Below are 19087 nucleotides of genomic sequence, written 5' to 3' on the forward strand. Positions count from 1 at the left end.
AAACCTGTCGGGTTGTGGAATCAAAATCTCTACTTATATATAAGGAGAGATTGTTTTTACTTTCTATGCTACACTATATAGATCACATCATGAAATATAAGGCTCTTTGAAGTATCTCAAGTTGCTTTAAAGGAGGTTTTGATTTCACTATCTTCCTCTTTGATAGTTTTGGAATTATGCTTGATGATTTTTTGAAGCATAATTTCAAATCCTCAAAAATTTCTGTTTTACTCTTTGAGGCATCTATTAAAATTAGATCTTTGATTTCTTCTATTCTTGATAAACTATTATAGAGATGTTTATTGAATAAGCAAACCATAAAATTTGTATTTATACCCTCTAATTCAAAAAAATCTATTAATTCTGAATATTCATATACGACAAACACCGAATGATCAAAACCACCCGATCTATCGCTATTTTTTGGCAAAAAGTAATCTTCTGAAAATTCAAACTCTCCTTTGAACTTCCTTTTAAACATTTTTAAAAAAACTCCTCTATTATCGCGAACTAAAACTTTTTCTTTCTTATCCATCTCTGTAAATTCGTATTTATCCATTTGTAATAGATTACACTTTAGTAACATCAAAACTTTCTTTATAACAAAATAAAAGACCGTACATCTACAATGGGACTTTTATAAGAAATAATACAACAGTTACTTCATTTCCATTTCTGTTGATTTTTACAATCAACTAAAGAGAATTAAGTAACAGGGCTTAAAAACTAAAACTCAAACCATTTTTAAGGATAGAGTTTCAGCTAAGATTTGGAAGTTTTATTAATTTGTATAAAGAAGGTTAGATATATCTATTGTTACTATTTAAAAAGACAGCTGAACAGATAAATACTTAATACATAAAGAAATATTCTAAAAAAACGTAGTTAACGATCAAATTTTAGAATGTTTGTTTGATTATTTGTTTGTTTGATTGGGGGCAAAAAAAACATAAGACTGAAGAAACACAAATCTTATAAAATAGTGATGAAGAAATTTTAAAGGCTGTAAATAAGAATGTACAACAGGCATTAATTTAATATTAAAAGCAAAGAGCTCGATAAGATATCAAGCTCGTTATTATCCATTGTTTAATTACAAAATCGTACAAATTTTAATCTCAGTCGATTTTTACTTCGTATAAGTTTACTTAAATTAAAACAGTAAATACCTTTGATTTATCGCACAATAACAAAGGTTAATTGTTCTTTTTAATAAACTTTATAAATAAAATTAATTCAAAAAATAGCTTTAAACTCCAACATTGTAGTTTTGATTTTCTGTTGGACTGTAATGTTTGATTTTTTTAATCTTATCATTCAATTTCAATATTCGATCTAGTTGTTTTTGTTGGATTGTATATTTAGTATAATATTTATACCATTCTTTTCCAATAAAGAAGGTTGTCACAGAAACGCCTGTAAGCAAACCGATAAGGTAATTAGTAATATCCATGAGTGTATTGGTTTGTTGTTGAGTTTATTATTTATTGTTGATTTATTTTTGATTTTATATGATTCTAAACTAAAAAGCATTTTTATCTCCTTTAAGGGTTACTATAATGGTTAAGAAACAAATTTTAATATCTTTAATTAGGCTCCAGTGTTGTACATAATCTATATCGGTTGTAACACGGCGTTTCATATCTGAAACTTTTTTGGTTTCTCCGCGAAGACCTGTAACCTGAGCCAAGCCTGTAATTCCTGGTTTAACAAAATGGCGAACCATAAAATTATTAATGTGTCCATTGTAATCTGAGGTATGCTTTATCATATGAGGACGTGGCCCTACGACACTCATATTTCCTATCAAAACATTAAAGAACTGTGGCATTTCGTCTAAACTGGTACGACGAATAAATTTTCCTATTGGCGTGATTCGGCTATCTCCTTTTTGGGCTTGCTGGCTTTCATCACCCACATTTACATACATGCTTCTAAATTTATAACACCAAAACTGTTGATTTTTCTTTCCTGTTCTCATTTGCTTGAATAAAACTGGGCCTTTACTTTGCTTTTTTATAAGAAAAGCTAATAATGGATACAACCAAGATAAAATGAAAACAATAACCATAATGCTAAAAACAAGATCAAATATTCTTTTGATTAATCGATTATAAGCATTCTGTAAAGGCTCAAAACGGGGCTTTATAACATGAAAATTATTTAAATGACTTGAGTTAAAATGTTTTTTTGAAATTGACGAAAAATCCGGTACAAATTTTAATCGCATACACCGTTTATCTCCAAGCTCAAAGAAATAATTCAAATCTGAAATGAAATCAGGTTTAGAAACAATATATAATTCATTTATATCTTCTTCGGATGCGTTATGAATTGCTTCGCAAAGTGCTATACTAAAATCTTCATTACTTGTGTACTCTGCTGACGAATTTTCGTTAAGAATACCTACAAAGTTTATAAAAAAGGAATTGTTTTCTAAATGAGATGCTAGCTCGATACTTGTTTTATTAAACCCCCATATTGCAACTGTATATTGTTTAAAAACCCATCCTTTTATTTTTCCTATAACGAGGGTAAACAAAATTCTGGATATCAAAAAATAGGACAGTAAAAAACTCAACTGAATTAAATTGGCCTTGCTTCCAAAAAAATATAAGACATCATCCTGAAAAACAAAAATATAAATGTGCCACAATATTCTTTGTGTAAAAAAGGCTCGCCAACTGTTGCGAAAAAATTCATCTAAACTAAAAAGAACGTCAACTCGATACAATTGAAAGTAAGTAACCGAAAATAACCATATCAAAATTGTTATCGGAATCATTTTATTCAGAAATAAAGCATTCCAACGGAGATTCTCTTCAATTGCAAAATTCAAAAATAGCATTGTACCAAAGACCATCGCAATCATATCTACAACGGCACAGCACATTATGAAAGTAAATTTATGTCTGTTTCGCATTTTTTATCTTTTTCAATACATTGTAACTTAATGCTCCTATTATACTTCCAATAATTCCATAAAATACATCCATAAAATCGGGGCTTCTTCTTTGTATTAAAAATTGCCCTCCCTCAGCTATACAGACTATTATTGCTGCAAAAACTATATTTTGTATAAAATTTAATTTTTTGTTACTATTCTCTTCATTTAAATCATTTCGATCTCCATATACTTCTAGTAAAAAACCTAGGCCTATAAAAGGAACTGCAGTACGCAAATTGTAATAATGATTACTCCAATTTAAAAGCCATCTTGGTAAATAAGTTTCACTAGACAAACTTGGATCTGATAACCAGGAAAAATAAAAAACGGCAGCTATGACAAGAAACAAAAGCAATAGAACTATTTTATGAAACATTTTATATTATTTAATTTTAATAAATAGGTTTTATGCTGCTTAAGCTTCTTTTACACTTAGACTTCTTTTATACCAAGGTCTCTTTGCTTTTACTTCTTGATATTGATAACCGTAACTTACGCCATAACCATATCCGTAAGCTGTTTTTAAGTTTACACCGTTGATTAGTATACCTACATTCTTTAATTGTTCTTTTTTTATAAAACCACTTACCTGAGCTAAATTGCTCTTATCTGTATAATCGTATTTTACTATAAACACAGTCACATCTGCCAAATAACTAAAATTGAGTGTATCTGATACTATTTGTACCGGAGCTGTATCTAATATTATATAATCATAAATTTTTCTTGCTTCTTCAATTAATGATTCAAAATTAGAATTGGTTATTAATTGAGATGGATTTGGCGGTGGATCTCCCGCGAATAGGACATCTAGGTTTTTAGAAAAATTATTGTCTTTATGCAGGAATTCTTTCCAGTCGTCACTTTTGTTTGCTAAGAAATTAGAAAGTCCTAGTGAATTTCTGCTTATATTAAAGTAACCGTGTAATTGAGGTTTTCTTAAATCGACTCCAATTAACAATACTTTTTTGTTCAGGTTGCTCATTGTTATAGCATTATGAAAAGCACAAAATGATTTCCCTTCTCCCTGAATAGATGATGTAAACAATATAACGTTTCCTTTGTTTTCTTTGTTTCTAGGCAAAAGGTAGGATATATTTGAAACCAAGGCTCGTGATGCTTCTGCAATTAATGAATGTGAAGTTGCTGTATTGTTTAACTTTTCGTTGTTGTTTATTTTAGGAATATGTCCTAAAATTGGAATATCGCCTATAACATCCTGAATATCTTCTTCGTTATGTATTTTGGTATCTAAGTACAAACGAACATATGTAACTCCAAAAGGAAGTAGCAAACCAAACAAAAATGCTCCTAGCATAAATGCTTTTGGCTGTGGAAAAATTGCTGAATAATTTGTTTCCGGTGCATTTAGAGTTTTTAAATTTGATTCTAATATGGCTCCATTTAAAACTGCTTCTTCTTTCTTTTGCAGTAATGCGACATAGGTCTCTTCTTTAGTATTAAGGTTGCTGTTGATATTACCCAAAACTTTATCTTTTGTTGGGATACTTTTTACTTTTGCATCTGCAATACTTTGTTCTGATCTATTTGCTCTACTATTTTGATTTAGGAAATTTAAATATCCTTCGAGTGTGTTTAATATTTCTTGTTTTTGAACCTTTAATTGGGTCATTAAACTAATATATGCCGGATTATTACTTGAGGCTCTTTGCAAGATCAATTGGCTATCCAGTAATTTTGCATTGTAATTAAGAAGCATTTGATTCACTGTAGGAGATTCCAGGTTATAACCTGTTCCTAAAGTTTGAGCTGGTCCAGCTTGTTTAATATCGTTAATTGCAAAACTTGCAAGTGATATTTGTTTTTCGTTAAGTAAAGAACTTTCCTTTTTTTGGCTTCTATCGGCAGTTTTTTCGACAATGTAATTGTCCATTACTGCTATATCATTGTTTTGTAAATATTTTTCTTTTACACTTTCGATAGAATCTTTTTCTTTAGTGAAATTTTTGATTCTTTGATTTAAATATGAAACGGTATTAGCATAGACTTTTTGCTTGTTTATAACAATACTCTTGTCTAACAATACGATAATTTCATTTAATATTTTTCTGGAACGATCAGGGTTTGAACTTATGTGTTTCATCTCTAATACTCCTTTCGCATTTTCATCGGAAGAAACAATTAGTGATGCTTTCAAATTTTTTACAGCTTCGCTTGTTGGTACAAGGCTTACCTTATATTCATTCTCAAAATAATATGATGGTTTTTTCTTTGCATTGGCAGATAATCTAATTTTAAAAGGTAAACCATAAACTGCTTCTTTTCCGTCATATCCTTTTACAGTATAAACTCTTTCAGAATCTGGGTCGGTTATAGTAAATCCTTGGTTATCTATTTTAATTTCATACGAAATTTGTGGTAACGAATCTTTTGAAACTGTTGGTATTAAAACAAAAGGAACTGCATTTACATAATTATTTTGTACTGTGTATACTTTTTCAAAATAGCTAAAATTTAAATCCAAATTTTTAACGACTCCCAATAAAAACTCATTAGATGTCATCAATCTAATTTCATCTTCTAATTTGTCTTCATTACTTTTTTTATCTGTACTGATGGTAATTATTTTGTTTTGGTCTTCTTGTTTTTTGTCAATAAAGATCGTAGCCGAAGTTTCGTATGTCGAAGGCACTACCTTAATAAAGACAAAGGCTGCGCTCATAAATATGATCAAGCTAACCAAAAACCAAGGCCAATACTGTAAATACTTTAAAAATTGTTTTTTTAAATCCATAACTCTTTAATTAATTTGATACAGTCGCATTAATGTTTTAAATATCTTGTTGAGATTATATACTCTTTTTATCTTTTTATTTTACAATCAGTAAAATTACTGCTGTAAGAGATGCTGCAATTCCCAGTACTTGTAATGGATCTTTAATTAATCCTCCACTATTCACTTTTAGTGTATTTGGCGTTACTACTATAACATCATTTTGTCTAATTCTAAAATTTGGATTAGACATCCATGCAGCTGTAGTTAAATCAACATGATAAACCATACGTTTTCCATCTACTTCTCGAATTAGTTTTATATCTTTTCGAATTGCCGAATAGGTTAAATCTTTTGCCAACCCAATTGCATCTAGTAAACTAATAGACTCTTCGCTAAAATTGATTACTCCTGGAGAATTTACTTCTCCTAAAATTGTAAATTTATTATTGAGGACTCTTACCAAAACGGTAGGATTTACCAAGTAATTTTCATTTATTAAACGCTCTTTTATTTTGATCTCGGCATTTGCAGGTGTTAAGCCTCCTACTTTTACTTCATTCAAAATGGGCATCATAATAGTTCCTTGCGGATTAACTAAGTAGCCTGTTAATTTCATCATATCTACTGAGTTTTGTGAATTAGTAGATCCTGTATTCATATTAAAAGGTGCAGCAACTATTGGGTTAAGATCTCCAACATCTATTTTTAAGATGTCATTAGGTTGTATGACTGGTGATGCATAATTAATAGTAGTATTTGTATATCTGTCTAAATCTTGCAAATACAACATTTGCTTTTTAGTAGTACAAGATTGAAAGATTAACAAAGGCAATAAAATTATCGAAAGGGCAATTTTCTTCATGGTTATTATGGTATATATTAGTATTTTAAACTTAAAATTCTATTGAAATAAAATGAAACAATTTAATGCTTTATAAACCTTATCGGTTATATATTTAAACTAAAATAGTATTCAATATTTTTATTTGTAATGACTGTTTTTTCTATATTTTTTGTCTTGAATAACTTGTCTAGAATTCAAATTTTACTTCTGATTTGTACTTTTCTACACCATAAAATCAACTGAATCTACAATTGTCATATTTTACTAATGAACTATGTATTGTTTTAATGCAATAGTTTTTTTCAGAAATACAACTCCAATTGCAGCCAAACCGTGAAATTTATAAATTCTATAATCTTCTTTCAAAACTTCAAAAGCACGTTTAAAACTTGTACTCATACCTCCCATTCTCATCTTGACTATATAGGCATTTATATACCCCATTTTAATTTCGTATTTATACAAATAGCGAAGCAAAAATTCGGTATCCGAAGCAATTTTAAAATCAAGATTATAAAGACCATTTTTATCAATTATGCTTTTCTTTAAATAAACTGTAGGATGCAATGGCAGCCAGCCTTCTTTAATTTTTTTGAGACTAAAAACACCTCCTATCCTATTTCGAATAAGGCGTTCATATTTATCATTTGAAACATAAACTCCATCTCCATAAACTCCTTCTAAATTGGGCTCTGAATCAAAACGTGCTGCAATTTTTGAAATAGCATTTTTATCATAAAATTCATCATCAGAATGCATCAAACCAATAATGTCTCCAGTAGCTAATTTCAATCCTTTATTTATTGCATCGTACATCCCTTTATCTGGTTCTGAGATGTATTGACTTATCTTATCTCTGTACGATTCAATAATTTCTTTTGTACCGTCTGTAGAATTTCCATCAACAATAATATATTCGATATTACTGTAATTTTGTTCTAATACACTTTTGATCGCTTGCTCAATTGTGTTCTTGCGATTGTAACAAACTGTGATTATCGTAACTCTCATAATAATTATTTTTTAAATTATAAATATTCTTCATAGTCAACCGTTTTTCACATTTTCAAGTTAAAATTAAAACAAAGGTTTTTTACTAAAAAATGTTCTCGATGAAGCACCACAATACTCGTTAAAAGCACCAAAAAGAGTGCTCAAAAATGTGGTACGCAAAATTCTGTTTCCTTAATAAGGAAATTGCGGAGAAAAAACGGTCTAAATAAATGGGGGAATTTTGTAAAAAGAAGTGTTCTATTGATTTAACAATAGCTTGTCAAAATAATTAATGGTCGTAACTAAACCTTCACGTAATTGTATTTTAGGTTCCCAACCATTAAGTTTGTCTTTAGCCAAAGTAATATCTGGCTGTCTTTGTTTTGGATCGTCTTGAGGAAGATCCATATGAATGATTTTTGATTTGGATTGTGTCAATTCAATAATATTCTGAGCCAATTCGAGCATTGTAAATTCGTTTGGATTTCCTAGATTAACAGGTCCTAAAAAATCAGGATTTGAGCCCATCATTCTAATCATACCTTCGACTAAATCGTCGACATATTGAAACGATCTGGTTTGTAAACCATCTCCAAAAATCGTAATATCTTTTCCTTGTAAAGCTTGTACAATAAAATTTGATACTACTCGCCCATCAGCCGGATTCATGTTTGGACCATAGGTATTAAAAATTCGAATGATTTTAATCGCTACTTTATTTTGATTGTGATAATCCATAAATAAAGTTTCAGCACAACGTTTACCTTCATCATAACAAGAACGAATACCTATTGGATTTACGTGTCCCCAATAACTTTCGGTTTGAGGATGTACAAGTGGATCACCGTATACTTCGCTAGTACTTGCCTGCAGTACTTTTGCATTTACTCGTTTTGCTAATCCTAGTACATTGATAGCTCCCATTACAGAAGTTTTTATTGTTTTTATTGGATTATACTGGTAATGTACGGGAGATGCTGGACAGGCTAAATTGTAAATCTCATCAACCTCAGCATAATACGATTCTGTAATGTCGTGTCGTACCATTTCAAAATAAGGATTATCCAATAGATCAATAATATTAGATTTAGCTCCGGTAAAATAATTGTCCAGACATATTACTTCATTGCCTTCATTTAATAATCGTTTGCATAAATGTGACCCTACAAATCCAGCTCCACCAGTTATTAATATTCTTTTCATGTTTATCTTATATTATTTTTTGATTGAATTGACTTTGGTTTGAATCTGAAAAAAGTAATGTGATTTAAAACGGGCTAAATAAAATCCTTCTTTACCATCTAAAAAACCCAATTTTAAAAAGTAAGCCCCCAAAAAGTAAACTGTTGGAAGTAACCCTGTATTTAGAAGACCGTACTTAATTTTTTGATTAAATGACAAAAGTTCGTTTTTAGATTTTTTTAGCTGAAGGTATCTTTGGGCTTCCCAAGAAGAGTAAGCATTGTGTTTGGCAATATAATGTTCTAAGTTTTTAAAATCTTTATGAACGACTTTTGCTTTAATAACACCAACTTTACCTTCTATGATTGGATGTTCATGAACTTCCATATCTAAATGACTCCATAAATCTTCTTCTATTTTTTCATAAGCTCCTTTTGATTTTTTAAATAGTGCCGACTTTTGAAAACCATATCCATATTTTAATTTCCTTCCCATGAAATAGTTTTCAAATTGTATTGTAAAACCATTATAACTTGGATCTTGAGTTTTAGTCGCGACTTCATTAACAAATTCTTCGGTAACAAATTCATCAGCGTCTAAAAACAAAATCCATTCGTGCCGAAGATTTGCATTTTGGAGTGCCCAATTTCGTTTTTTAGGAAATTTACCATTCCATTGAAATTGTAATACTTCGGCTCCCAGAGCAGCAGCAATAGTTGTAGTATCATCAGTACTGCCTGAGTCTACCACAATTATTTGGTCAAATCGCTTTAATTTATCCAAACAAGATGGCAAATTCAAAGCTTCGTTTTTGACAGAAACGATTACGGTGATTGGAATTTTATTCAAAGCTTCTAGTTTTTATAAATTTGGCAGGATTCCCTCCTACTATGGTATTTTTTTCGACATTCTTGGTAACCAAACTTCCTGCACCTACAATAGCATTTTCTTCTATTGTTACTCCTGGCATTATAATAGCTCTTACTCCAATAAATACTCCTTTTTGAATGGTTATTTTTTTGGTTATTAAGTTTAGTGCTGCATTTTCGAATGCATGAGTTCCTGTGCATAAGTAAACTTCCTGTCCCACTGTAGCGTGTTCAAATATTTCTATAACACCTAGCGTATAAGCATTGGCTCTATCGCCAAGACACGCATGATCGTGCAATATTAAATTCCAAGGAATTTGGATTCTTGCTCTTTGATGCACAAATGGTTTACCGTAAATGGTACATCCAAATAATCTAAGCCAGAATAATCTCCAAGAATTGGCTGGTTTTGGTGTCCAAACACAAAATAATAACCAAACGTATTCCCAAAGCAGCATTTTTATTCGATGCGATATTGTCCAAGGTGAATCGTAAGGCGAATCTTGACTGTATTGTATAGTTGTACTATTCATTTAATAATGATTGAAAATCCTCAATAAACATTTTGGCAATTTTAGTGGTCGAAAAATCATCAAAAACTTTTCTTCCATTTAAAGAAATTTTGTCACGAAGTTCTAAGTCCGTCATCAACCTAATTAGTTGATCTGAAAGTTGCTCTACCTGATTGTTACTGCTTTGATTAAATCTCAAACAATTTACTTCGTCAAGCGCATACTCATTAAAACAATCGTGATTAGACAGAACGGTTGCGCATCCGTAAGACATTGCTTCTCGAGGAGCAACAGGGCCAGCATCTCCGGTTCCGTCTTGTATTGGGTAACAAAAAATTTTAGATTCAAAATAAAATTTAGATAATGCGTCTTGGTCGTAAACTGAACCAACAAAATTTACATTTCCTTTTTTACTTTTTAAACTCTCAAAATAGGCCTCGCCGCCACCACCTTCTGCCGGCTGCCATGGACCTACAATATTTAATGTCCAATTTTTAGAAATATGTTCCGGAATACTATTAAAAGCATCTATTAAAACATGTACTCCCTTTTCTTTATCAAGTCGGCCAACAAATAAAATGGTATTTGTTTTTTCTACTTTAAAATCTTTGAGCTGAAAAGGAACCGGATTAGGAATATATGAGATTTTATTATGATGTTCTGGTTTAATTTTCTCTTTGACTAAGTCAAAAATCATTGGAGAACAGGCTCTAAATTTACTTGCGTTGCTGTATAATTTCATTTGCCATTTTGGCCTTCTCTCTACACTAACATAAACTTTTCCTTTTCTCTTGTTTCTAAAAAAAATTGGTAACCAAAAAGTATTTGATACTACGATATCACTATCAATATGTTTTAATGTTCTTAAAGTATAGATTAGATCATAAAATTTTAAAATCATTAAACTTTTGGGTGTCGAAAAACCTTTAACTCGAATATGTGATACTCCATTTATGTTTTCTTGATCCTCAAACGATGGATACGATCTGCTGATGTGTGTAACTTCGTGGCCTAGATTGACAAACTCCTGCCCTAACTTAAAATATATTTTTTCGACTGCTCCGCCCAATATTGGAGGAACTGGAATAAAAGCGCCCTGAACTATAGTTATTTTCATTGCTTTAAATATTATTATACAATTCGATCATATTTTTTCCAATTGCCTTTATGTCGTATTTTTCTTTAACTAATTTTTTACCATTAAATCCCATTCTGTGTAATTTGTCGGTTGATGTATCGAAAACTTCTACTAAAGTTGATTGTATATTCTCAACAGACAAATCGATCCACCAGCCACAATTAAAATTTTCTAAATCCTCCCAAGGTGTTCCTGTAGTTGTTATTACGGGTACGCCAACTGCCAATGCTTCGGCTACTACGATACCAAAATTTTCGCTATGAGTTGGTAAAACCATTACATCTGCTGATCTCAAAAAATTCCATTTTTCTTCCTCGTACAAAGCACCAACAAAATGTACATTTTCTAGATCCTTAGCACTCTCGATTAAACCTGATATATAAGTCTCGTCACCGTTTCCTGCTATTTCCAGAGTCCAGCCTTTTGTATCACAATTCCTCCAGGCTTCCAGTAATATTTCGATACCTTTTTTGGGATGAATACGAGATAAAAACACCATTTTTTTAGTACCATAATATTCCTTTTCGATTACTGATTCCCCCAAATCAATACCGTTGGGAATAATTGTGATATTATTATCGAATTTTAATCTTCGAATACTATCTTTTTCCATTTGTGCAGTAGCATGAATATGATCTACTTTTTTAATGGCTTTATGCTGAAACAAAAAAAGAGCAACTTTTTTCTTCAAAGGATTATGTTGTATGATCCAGGATTCTAACATTCCGTGTGGCGATAACACAACTTTTATTTTTAGTTCTTGTGCCGCTTTTTGAAAACCCCAATTTTGTGGACTCCAAATTCCATTAATATGTACAACATCCGGTTTTTCATTTTTGAGAAAAACACGAAATTCTTTCAATAAAGAAAACCAGCGTAATATATTTCCGTTGAAGAATTTTATAGAAACTCCATCAATATTTATAGGTTGCTCAGAAATTCCTGTTGCTATTATAAAGGAGGTATCTTTATTTAAAGCTTTACTCAATAACCGCATGTATTCTGTGGTTCCGCCAGCGCTTTTGTCGATACTTGCTATATAATGAACTACTTTCATTTTTCTTGTAAAATTTCTTGATAAATGGCTTCTATTGAATTGACAAAACCTTGAGCCGAAAACTCTTTTGATCGCAAGATTGATTTTGATACGGCATCTTTGCGCTCTTCTGGACTAAGCTGAATTACTCGTTCTAATTCTTTGGCTGTAATCATTTTCCAACCTGATAATTTTCCTGAATCGGCTGGCTTTTTTGGTATGTAGAACCCTGCATCGGCTGCGACTTCTTTCATCGGATCTTCGTTGGTTGTTATTACTAAACTTCCTGAAGCCATTGCTTCTACGATTGGCCAACCAAAACCTTCGTATAATGATGGAAATAACATTACAGATGCGCCTTGATAAAACTGTTGTAATTGCAAATCGTCGATGTTGTTAATAAAATGAATTGATTTTGAAACCAATGATCTTTCTTTAAAATCAATCATTTCTTCGGTTGGTGGTTCGCCCGCTAGAATCAATGGTAATTTTATATCAAAATCTTTTGCCCATTGATCGTAGATTTCCAGAACTCCTAATTTGTTTTTATAAAAAGCATTTCCTCCAACATGCAAAATATATCCTTTAGACAAATCGATGTTATGCTTACTAGACAATTTCTCTCTTATTGCTGTGGAATCATTTGCAGGCTCAAAATCCTGATTCATTCCGTTGTAAACTACTCGAGATATTGTTGGTTTTTTGTTTAGTAAAAGATGCAAATCAATTTGAGTCTTTTTAGAAATTGATATAAAATTTCTTGCTTTACAATATCCCCAAAAAATAAATTTTTGATAATATTTTCCGGTTACGCTTGTTTTATTTTCCTGCAATAATCCAAAAGCCGATTGTTGCGCCAAAAAATCGTGGCAATGCATTACGTGATATCTTTTTTTTACCAAGGGAACCCAAGGTCCTAATGCATTGTCTGAAAAAACAAATAGTGTTTCTTTACTACAATTAAGCAATTTGATTTTTACTGCTATAGGAAAAACTACATACTGATCTAAATAACCAAACCATTTTTCTAGAACAGGCTTTTTAAAAGAGAGTTTGAAAAAAAATGCTTTGGGACTCCATACGGTCAGCTCATGTCCTTTTTGTTTCATTCCCCCTATAATCATTTGAGCGAATCGAGGCATGCTTTTATGCCCTAAAAAAGTAGGATGAGTAAACAATACTATTTTCATTTATCTGTTTTCAAGTTCATATTTATACTGGCTACTAAAAGTCCTACTGTAAGAACAGAACATCCTAACATACTGGGTTGAGCCCATTGCCCTAAAGTAATTAGATATAAAGCTGTACCGCAAAACGTTAGGGGTGACAATCTATTTTCTTGTGGTAATTTTATGGATTTGAAAAACAAATTAATCGCCAAGATTAATCTTAAAAGAATAAGACCGCCTCCTAAAATAAGACCTTGTTCTCCACCAACTCTACCTAATTCATCTTCGGCAATTAAAAACGAATTACTACCAGACAGCATTTGTGCTCCTGCATTGGTTCCCATTCCTAGTTTACCAACGAATAACGGTAGATTTAATAAGTTAACTATTGGTCTAACAAAATCGCCTAAAATTCTTGAAAAGAATGATTGCTCGAATCCACCACTTTGTCCGCTCGCCGTATCAACTCTACTCATAAAAACTTCGGTTCCTATATTAAAGACTGAAGTTGTACTTTGTAAAACAGCAAATAATAAGAATAATGCACAAATGGTAAAGGCTACTTTCATTATCTGCTTAAAACTGGTAGCAGAACCAATAAAAGCAAAAACTCCTACTAAGATTACGCCTCCAACTGCTGTTCTACTTACTGTTAATGGCAAACTAAATATTAAAGCTAGTGTACTGGTATAAAGCAAAATCTTAGAAACTCGCTCTTTTGATAACCAAAAATAAAAGACAAATACAGAAACCATTATATAAAAAGATGCCAATCCTGTAATGAATGAAAAAGTGCCGGGAGGTCTAAAATAACCCATCGCTCCAGAAAAACCTGCACTTCCTTCGCCTCCCAATCCTCTGTTTATAAAAGCTGATTGAGGACTTATAAATTGTAAGTAAACAATTAATGTCATCAAGATATTTAAGGCTAGCAACGCATACCCCATTTTGAGAATATCGTCTTTGGTGAAAACAGCTCCAATAATAAAAATTAAAGGAAAATGTAGCAGCATAATTCGTGCACCGTATATCCCGACAAATAAATTACCATGACCAAAAGTTAGCGTTATAATTAATGCCAGAATTGTAATGATGGAACTGAAAACTACATAGCCGTTTAAAAAATTTACATTTAAATAAATGGCTCTGATAATTATAAATATTGCAACAGGATCACGTACGATTAGCAATGGAGTAGCTAAACCAGGTAAAACCCATTTACGCAATGCTCCCTCAAAAATCCACAAGAAAAAATACAGCCAAATCGCTATTTTTATAGACTTATAATTTTTAATATTTGCGATACTATCTTTCATTTATAATTTATTGGTCTCTTTTTATTTTAATTCTCACTAGAACTTAATACAGTACAAATTTTATTAGCATAACTATCCCAACTATAGGTATCTGCAAGTTGTTTGGCTTTTTTTCCCATTTGAAAAATTCTATTTCTATTAGCCAAAAACCAATTGATTTTATCTGCAATAGCGTCTGGATTTCTAATTGGAACTAAAAAGCCTGTTTCTTCATCAATTACTAAATCTTCTGCTCCTGTATTTGGGGTAATAATTATTGGTAATCCCTGACTCATTGCTTCCTGAATAACCAATGCTCTGCCTTCTACAATAGATGGAAGACAAAATACATCGCAGGTTCTCATTAATTCCAAAACTTTATCATGTGATCTTGTTGGTTCATATGTAAACTTTACCTGATCTGTATAAAAAGAAAGTGGTGCGGCTAATGAACCTAAAACGACTAACTCGACTTTTGAAGCGTCAACTAATTCTATGGCGTCAAATAAATCGGCCAATCCTTTACGTTGCGTCATTGAGCCTACAAATAAAATTCTCAGTCTTTTAGTTTTGCTTTTTTCCTCCAAATCAAATTCATTTGATGAAAAAGGTGTCCCAAACGGCGATTGAATAATTTTCTTTTTATTGGCCCATTCAGGTAATGACTGGCGCACAAAATCGCTTGCCACAACAATTGTATCTGCTAATTCTAATTCCCTTTTTTTTCTTTCTAACTTTTTACCACTATCATGAATTCCGCCGCCGAGTGTAAATGCCCAACTTGATTTTCTAATGGCTTCTTCATGTAGTAATTCTTGTAAAAGGGTATGATATGCAATAGGTAAATCGTAAATGCATTCTAAGCCTAGTTTTTTTGCGGCAATAAATGTTTCAAGCGCGCCATCTTCGTAAGCATAAACAGCAGTTAATCCGTTCTTTTTTGCATCTAAGAGTTTCTTTGAGATTTTTTTATCTAAATTATGATATACTTTATCTACCGAAAAAATTCCTGTTTCTGATTTTGTTAAAGCATTCAAACTTAATTTTGAAGCAATCATTCTTCCTATTTCTTTTACCGGATAAATCTCTGTATACGCCTGTAATCCAGAATCAAACGAACGTCTTTTTATATCTCCTAAGCCTTTTAAATTTGCTATTTTATGCCAAAAATTATTTGGAAATACAGCAATCGAAGTATGAAATTGATACAATAATCCTTGAGTTAAAAATCCTTTTGCTATAGCGCGTACATTACTATTTCCGGAAGGATGAGAAATAAGAATTTTCATGAGATGGATATTGATTTAATAAACTGATTTGCCAAAAGATTCAAATTAAAAACTTGAACTGTTGTTGGATTTAATTTCAAATTATTTTTTTCGTACTTAATAATATGTGGTATGCTGTATTGACCTTTTGTTGGTGTCCATTCGCGCGAAACACAAATGGTATTTATTTGATGTTCTTTGTAAGCTGCAAATACACCGCTTTTTTCAGTCTGGAAATAAGGTGTGGTTGATATTCCAAAATCACTATCAATTAGTACTTGAGAAATTACTGCTTCTGGCTGGATTCCCATTACTTCGTAAACTATTTTTTTGCTTTCTAATACTTCTTGATATCTAGAAAGTTCCGTACCATTTTTACCTATAAAAACAAATTTTATTGGCTTGCTTAATTTGCTTTCAAAACTTACTAAATCATCTATAAACTCTTTAAAAGAGGCTCCTGGATGAATGCTTCCAAATAATACTATTTGAGTAAACTTATTCGCTTCGTTCTTAACTGCTGTTAAGGGTATGTTTCCACAAATTGGCAAAATAACTGCCTCAATTTTATGTGACTGAAGAAAAAATTGATACAACTTATTTTGTGTATTGATAAAATGTGGCTTAGTATTACGAATTATTTGTTTTACAATTAATTGCTGTACTACACCAATGCATTTTTGTTTCAACGAAGATTCAATATCTATTCCTATCCATAATTCATGAAACATAATATGCCATTTGTGATTTCCCTTTAATTTTTTAAAAAAAGAAGGCAACCAGAATGGTAGTCCCTTTGGGTTAAAACTATAAGGCACATATTGTAACGAAATCCACTGAGGCTTAAAATCGTTTAAAATATCCTGAGTCCATGTGAATCGCTCTTGCTTTGAAGCTGTTATAGGAATCCGATTTACAGCAACTTTAGTTCCTTCGATTTCCTGAAACTCGGTTAAAAAAGAAGTTGCCTGATGATCGCACAACGACAATATCTTAACCCCATGTCCTATCCTTATAAGTTCTCCACACAAACGACGTGTGTAATCGCCTACGCCATCTTTTCCTGGCTCGACCGATCCGCAGATGAAGAGGATATCCATTTTATATATTTATTTTTATAGTATCTTAATAAATTTCGAAAATGAAAAGGTTCAAAAAACCTCAAATATTCTCTTAAATAATCTAAAACTGAAAGTTCATTTCTGTAGGCGTGTAATTGGGATGCTGCATCTGAAAGAAAATGAAATTGATTTTCAAACGACATGTATTTTTCATAGTTCTTTCTTGCATTGAGTCCTAATTCAAGACATTCTGCTTCTCTATTTTTAAGAATAGTCTCTATTTGACTTATATCTTTTTCTTTGATACGAATTGAACAACTGTCCCAATCAATTTCTTCACATTCTACCCAGTCGTCAGAAATTATTACCGGTGCAATTCCCACTTTCATACTCTCATATTGTCTGTAAGAACTAGGACCAATACCACGAGGACATAATATAAATTTACTTTGAAATAAAATTTCGGCATATTTTTCAAAATACTTATTTCGGTCTTCCTCATTTAATTCCCACGAATTATAATCTTTTGTATCATGAATATTGTCGCCTCCCCGAAACCTATTTATAATTTCTTCTCTTACCGCAGGATATGTTCTCGAAGCTCCCATGAAAGAAAATAAATATTTCTTTTCATAAATCTTATCGGGTGTATATTGAATATAAGGATTTGTCGAAATTTGCTCCAGATAATGATAAGGTCGATGCATCTTTTTATTATAACTAGAATTGCAAACCGACGGCGAAATTGTGGGCATCAAAGTAAGATGCTCGTCATTATCATGATATAAATAACATTTCTTTTTGTATTGTTTATATACAGGATGTTTTAATACTTCAAAAAAATAGGGATCAGAGCCAGGGTGATGTTCAACAAAGATTATAAGATCTGCTGACTTAGGATTATCTGCTAAAACATACTTTTTAAATGGATCATACAAGCTAGACTTTTTTAAATTTTGGAATGCAAAATTAGACTGGCTTTCATCATAAGCGGATAATATATATACTTTCATAAAAATATATTTTTATTGAATCAATTTTTAAACATAATGAAGCTCTCGTTTTTAGACTTTATAAAATCTTCCAATGAATTTAGCTATTTTAATACTTGCCTTTTTTTGATTGATTTTCCATTTGGAATGTGCTAATATTGGACTACCGCAATTTTCCCAATATGCACTATCTTCTCTTCTGGGTATTTTACCGTTTAAGGCTCTTGAAAAATGTTGTGCCTTCCATGGCTTAGGACTTCCTAAAGCATGATACATTGTGATGTGTTTCGTTTCAAATCCCATTCCCTCTTTGCCTAAATAGCTAATCGTTCCCGGGTAAGCCTCGACAGTTGCATTTAAAGCATCTTGATCTGATTTATCAAAAATGGTAAATCCTTCCATTTTTAATATTGTTGAATTGTAGGTTTGATTTGAAAATATCGAATTCTCTAATCCTCCAATTGCTGTTGCCATATAATTTTGAAGTTGTGTCCACAAAGTCAAAAAAAGTATGTCTTTTTTTAGAAGTCCAACAAAACCTCCATTGACGTAGATTTGATTCTTAAATTTTAAATCAACGTTATATTTTTTAAAATAATTCCTCCATCCAACTCTTCGTGGGTGAAATTCTTGAAAAGGAGACTCAACGTCTTCGCAAAGTGCTACTCCACAATTTATCCATTGTTCAAAACAAACCCAAGTGTCATTTACAACAATATCCGGATCAAAATAAAAAAGTGCTTCTACGTTTTCTGCCGGACCTTCCCATAATTCCAACATAAAGTCAGGTTTGTAATTGGTTAAGCTATAAGTTGTTGTTAATGGCAAAAAAATAAGCTGAATGCCTTCAATTGGTGTAACAGTCAATGCTCCTTTCCATTTTCCTATTGGCTCTTTTTTTCCGCTTAATGTCCAGCTAGGTAATTCGCCTCGATATCCAACATAAATAGTTCCACGAAATCCTTTATTATAAAGTGAATTAGAAAGTGTCGCAACTCCATAATGATAATGTCCCTCAAATAAGGTGCAAATAGATGAAACCAT

General features: G+C 31.6%; 18 protein-coding genes. All 18 read right to left on the minus strand.

What is annotated here, in order from left to right; genetic code table 11:
* Positions 1 to 82: 82 nt before the first annotated feature.
* Positions 83 to 559, minus strand: a complete 477-nt coding sequence (locus IW18_RS18185; RefSeq protein ID WP_123902499.1) for a hypothetical protein — start codon at positions 557 to 559, stop codon at positions 83 to 85.
* A gap of 690 nt (positions 560 to 1249) precedes the next feature.
* Positions 1250 to 1453: a hypothetical protein gene (locus IW18_RS18190; RefSeq protein ID WP_041519499.1), complete on the minus strand. Its 204-nt coding sequence runs from the start codon at positions 1451 to 1453 to the stop codon at positions 1250 to 1252.
* Positions 1454 to 1522: 69 nt separating this feature from the next.
* On the minus strand, positions 1523 to 2923 hold the full coding sequence (locus tag IW18_RS18195; protein ID WP_084607987.1) for an exopolysaccharide biosynthesis polyprenyl glycosylphosphotransferase: 1401 nt from the start codon (positions 2921 to 2923) through the stop codon (positions 1523 to 1525).
* Positions 2907 to 3323, minus strand: a complete 417-nt coding sequence (locus IW18_RS18200; RefSeq protein WP_041519500.1) for a VanZ family protein — start codon at positions 3321 to 3323, stop codon at positions 2907 to 2909. Before IW18_RS18200 ends, IW18_RS18195 begins: the two co-directional genes overlap by 17 nt.
* Before the next feature lie 39 nt (positions 3324 to 3362).
* On the minus strand, positions 3363 to 5702 hold the full coding sequence (locus IW18_RS18205) for a polysaccharide biosynthesis tyrosine autokinase (RefSeq protein WP_041519502.1): 2340 nt from the start codon (positions 5700 to 5702) through the stop codon (positions 3363 to 3365).
* A gap of 76 nt (positions 5703 to 5778) precedes the next feature.
* The gene (locus IW18_RS18210) at positions 5779 to 6546 is read right to left on the minus strand and encodes a polysaccharide biosynthesis/export family protein (protein WP_041519503.1); all 768 of its coding nucleotides are present in this window, start codon (positions 6544 to 6546) and stop codon (positions 5779 to 5781) included.
* A 246-nt stretch (positions 6547 to 6792) separates the two neighbouring features.
* Entirely contained in the window at positions 6793 to 7539 is a 747-nt protein-coding gene (locus IW18_RS18215) for a glycosyltransferase family 2 protein (protein WP_041519505.1), read from the minus strand.
* Between the two features lie 240 nt (positions 7540 to 7779).
* Positions 7780 to 8724, minus strand: a complete 945-nt coding sequence (locus IW18_RS18220; RefSeq protein ID WP_174232050.1) for a UDP-glucuronic acid decarboxylase family protein — start codon at positions 8722 to 8724, stop codon at positions 7780 to 7782.
* A gap of 12 nt (positions 8725 to 8736) precedes the next feature.
* Entirely contained in the window at positions 8737 to 9552 is an 816-nt protein-coding gene (locus IW18_RS18225; protein WP_041519508.1) for a glycosyltransferase family 2 protein, read from the minus strand.
* A complete protein-coding gene (locus IW18_RS18230) occupies positions 9545 to 10105 on the minus strand; it encodes a DapH/DapD/GlmU-related protein (protein ID WP_041519510.1) in 561 nt (186 codons plus the stop codon). The genes IW18_RS18225 and IW18_RS18230 overlap by 8 nt, the downstream gene beginning before the upstream one ends.
* The gene (locus IW18_RS18235) at positions 10098 to 11201 is read right to left on the minus strand and encodes a glycosyltransferase family 4 protein (protein WP_041519511.1); all 1104 of its coding nucleotides are present in this window, start codon (positions 11199 to 11201) and stop codon (positions 10098 to 10100) included. Before IW18_RS18235 ends, IW18_RS18230 begins: the two co-directional genes overlap by 8 nt.
* A 4-nt stretch (positions 11202 to 11205) precedes the next feature.
* A complete protein-coding gene (locus tag IW18_RS18240) occupies positions 11206 to 12279 on the minus strand; it encodes a glycosyltransferase (protein ID WP_041519512.1) in 1074 nt (357 codons plus the stop codon).
* A complete protein-coding gene (locus IW18_RS18245) occupies positions 12276 to 13448 on the minus strand; it encodes a glycosyltransferase (protein ID WP_041519514.1) in 1173 nt (390 codons plus the stop codon). Before IW18_RS18245 ends, IW18_RS18240 begins: the two co-directional genes overlap by 4 nt.
* The gene (locus tag IW18_RS18250) at positions 13445 to 14743 is read right to left on the minus strand and encodes a hypothetical protein (protein ID WP_041519515.1); all 1299 of its coding nucleotides are present in this window, start codon (positions 14741 to 14743) and stop codon (positions 13445 to 13447) included. Before IW18_RS18250 ends, IW18_RS18245 begins: the two co-directional genes overlap by 4 nt.
* A 26-nt stretch (positions 14744 to 14769) precedes the next feature.
* Positions 14770 to 16011, minus strand: a complete 1242-nt coding sequence (locus tag IW18_RS18255; protein ID WP_041519516.1) for a glycosyltransferase family 4 protein — start codon at positions 16009 to 16011, stop codon at positions 14770 to 14772.
* On the minus strand, positions 16008 to 17090 hold the full coding sequence (locus tag IW18_RS18260; protein ID WP_123902497.1) for a glycosyltransferase: 1083 nt from the start codon (positions 17088 to 17090) through the stop codon (positions 16008 to 16010). The genes IW18_RS18255 and IW18_RS18260 overlap by 4 nt, the downstream gene beginning before the upstream one ends.
* On the minus strand, positions 17039 to 18064 hold the full coding sequence (locus IW18_RS18265; protein ID WP_041519519.1) for an exostosin domain-containing protein: 1026 nt from the start codon (positions 18062 to 18064) through the stop codon (positions 17039 to 17041). Before IW18_RS18265 ends, IW18_RS18260 begins: the two co-directional genes overlap by 52 nt.
* Positions 18065 to 18115: 51 nt before the next feature.
* Positions 18116 to 19087, minus strand: a complete 972-nt coding sequence (locus IW18_RS18270; protein WP_052480220.1) for a hypothetical protein — start codon at positions 19085 to 19087, stop codon at positions 18116 to 18118.

It is taken from the genome of Flavobacterium hibernum (genome assembly GCF_000832125.1).
GTDB classification, from domain to species: Bacteria; Bacteroidota; Bacteroidia; order Flavobacteriales; family Flavobacteriaceae; genus Flavobacterium; species Flavobacterium hibernum.

What these genes read in the sequence shown, in the direction of transcription:
- IW18_RS18195 (WP_084607987.1), bottom strand. Translation starts at nt 2,923, where the DNA reads ATGCGAAACAGACATAAATTTACTTTCATAATGTGCTGTGCCGTTGTA.
- IW18_RS18250 (WP_041519515.1), bottom strand. Translation starts at nt 14,743, where the DNA reads ATGAAAGATAGTATCGCAAATATTAAAAATTATAAGTCTATAAAAATA.
- IW18_RS18215 (WP_041519505.1), bottom strand. Translation starts at nt 7,539, where the DNA reads ATGAGAGTTACGATAATCACAGTTTGTTACAATCGCAAGAACACAATT.
- IW18_RS18190 (WP_041519499.1), bottom strand. Translation starts at nt 1,453, where the DNA reads ATGGATATTACTAATTACCTTATCGGTTTGCTTACAGGCGTTTCTGTG.
- IW18_RS18200 (WP_041519500.1), bottom strand. Translation starts at nt 3,323, where the DNA reads ATGTTTCATAAAATAGTTCTATTGCTTTTGTTTCTTGTCATAGCTGCC.
- IW18_RS18255 (WP_041519516.1), bottom strand. Translation starts at nt 16,011, where the DNA reads ATGAAAATTCTTATTTCTCATCCTTCCGGAAATAGTAATGTACGCGCT.
- IW18_RS18235 (WP_041519511.1), bottom strand. Translation starts at nt 11,201, where the DNA reads ATGAAAATAACTATAGTTCAGGGCGCTTTTATTCCAGTTCCTCCAATA.
- IW18_RS18270 (WP_052480220.1), bottom strand. Translation starts at nt 19,087, where the DNA reads ATGGTTTCATCTATTTGCACCTTATTTGAGGGACATTATCATTATGGA.
- IW18_RS18210 (WP_041519503.1), bottom strand. Translation starts at nt 6,546, where the DNA reads ATGAAGAAAATTGCCCTTTCGATAATTTTATTGCCTTTGTTAATCTTT.
- IW18_RS18205 (WP_041519502.1), bottom strand. Translation starts at nt 5,702, where the DNA reads ATGGATTTAAAAAAACAATTTTTAAAGTATTTACAGTATTGGCCTTGG.
- IW18_RS18220 (WP_174232050.1), bottom strand. Translation starts at nt 8,724, where the DNA reads ATGAAAAGAATATTAATAACTGGTGGAGCTGGATTTGTAGGGTCACAT.
- IW18_RS18260 (WP_123902497.1), bottom strand. Translation starts at nt 17,090, where the DNA reads ATGGATATCCTCTTCATCTGCGGATCGGTCGAGCCAGGAAAAGATGGC.
- IW18_RS18230 (WP_041519510.1), bottom strand. Translation starts at nt 10,105, where the DNA reads ATGAATAGTACAACTATACAATACAGTCAAGATTCGCCTTACGATTCA.
- IW18_RS18240 (WP_041519512.1), bottom strand. Translation starts at nt 12,279, where the DNA reads ATGAAAGTAGTTCATTATATAGCAAGTATCGACAAAAGCGCTGGCGGA.
- IW18_RS18185 (WP_123902499.1), bottom strand. Translation starts at nt 559, where the DNA reads ATGGATAAATACGAATTTACAGAGATGGATAAGAAAGAAAAAGTTTTA.
- IW18_RS18265 (WP_041519519.1), bottom strand. Translation starts at nt 18,064, where the DNA reads ATGAAAGTATATATATTATCCGCTTATGATGAAAGCCAGTCTAATTTT.
- IW18_RS18245 (WP_041519514.1), bottom strand. Translation starts at nt 13,448, where the DNA reads ATGAAAATAGTATTGTTTACTCATCCTACTTTTTTAGGGCATAAAAGC.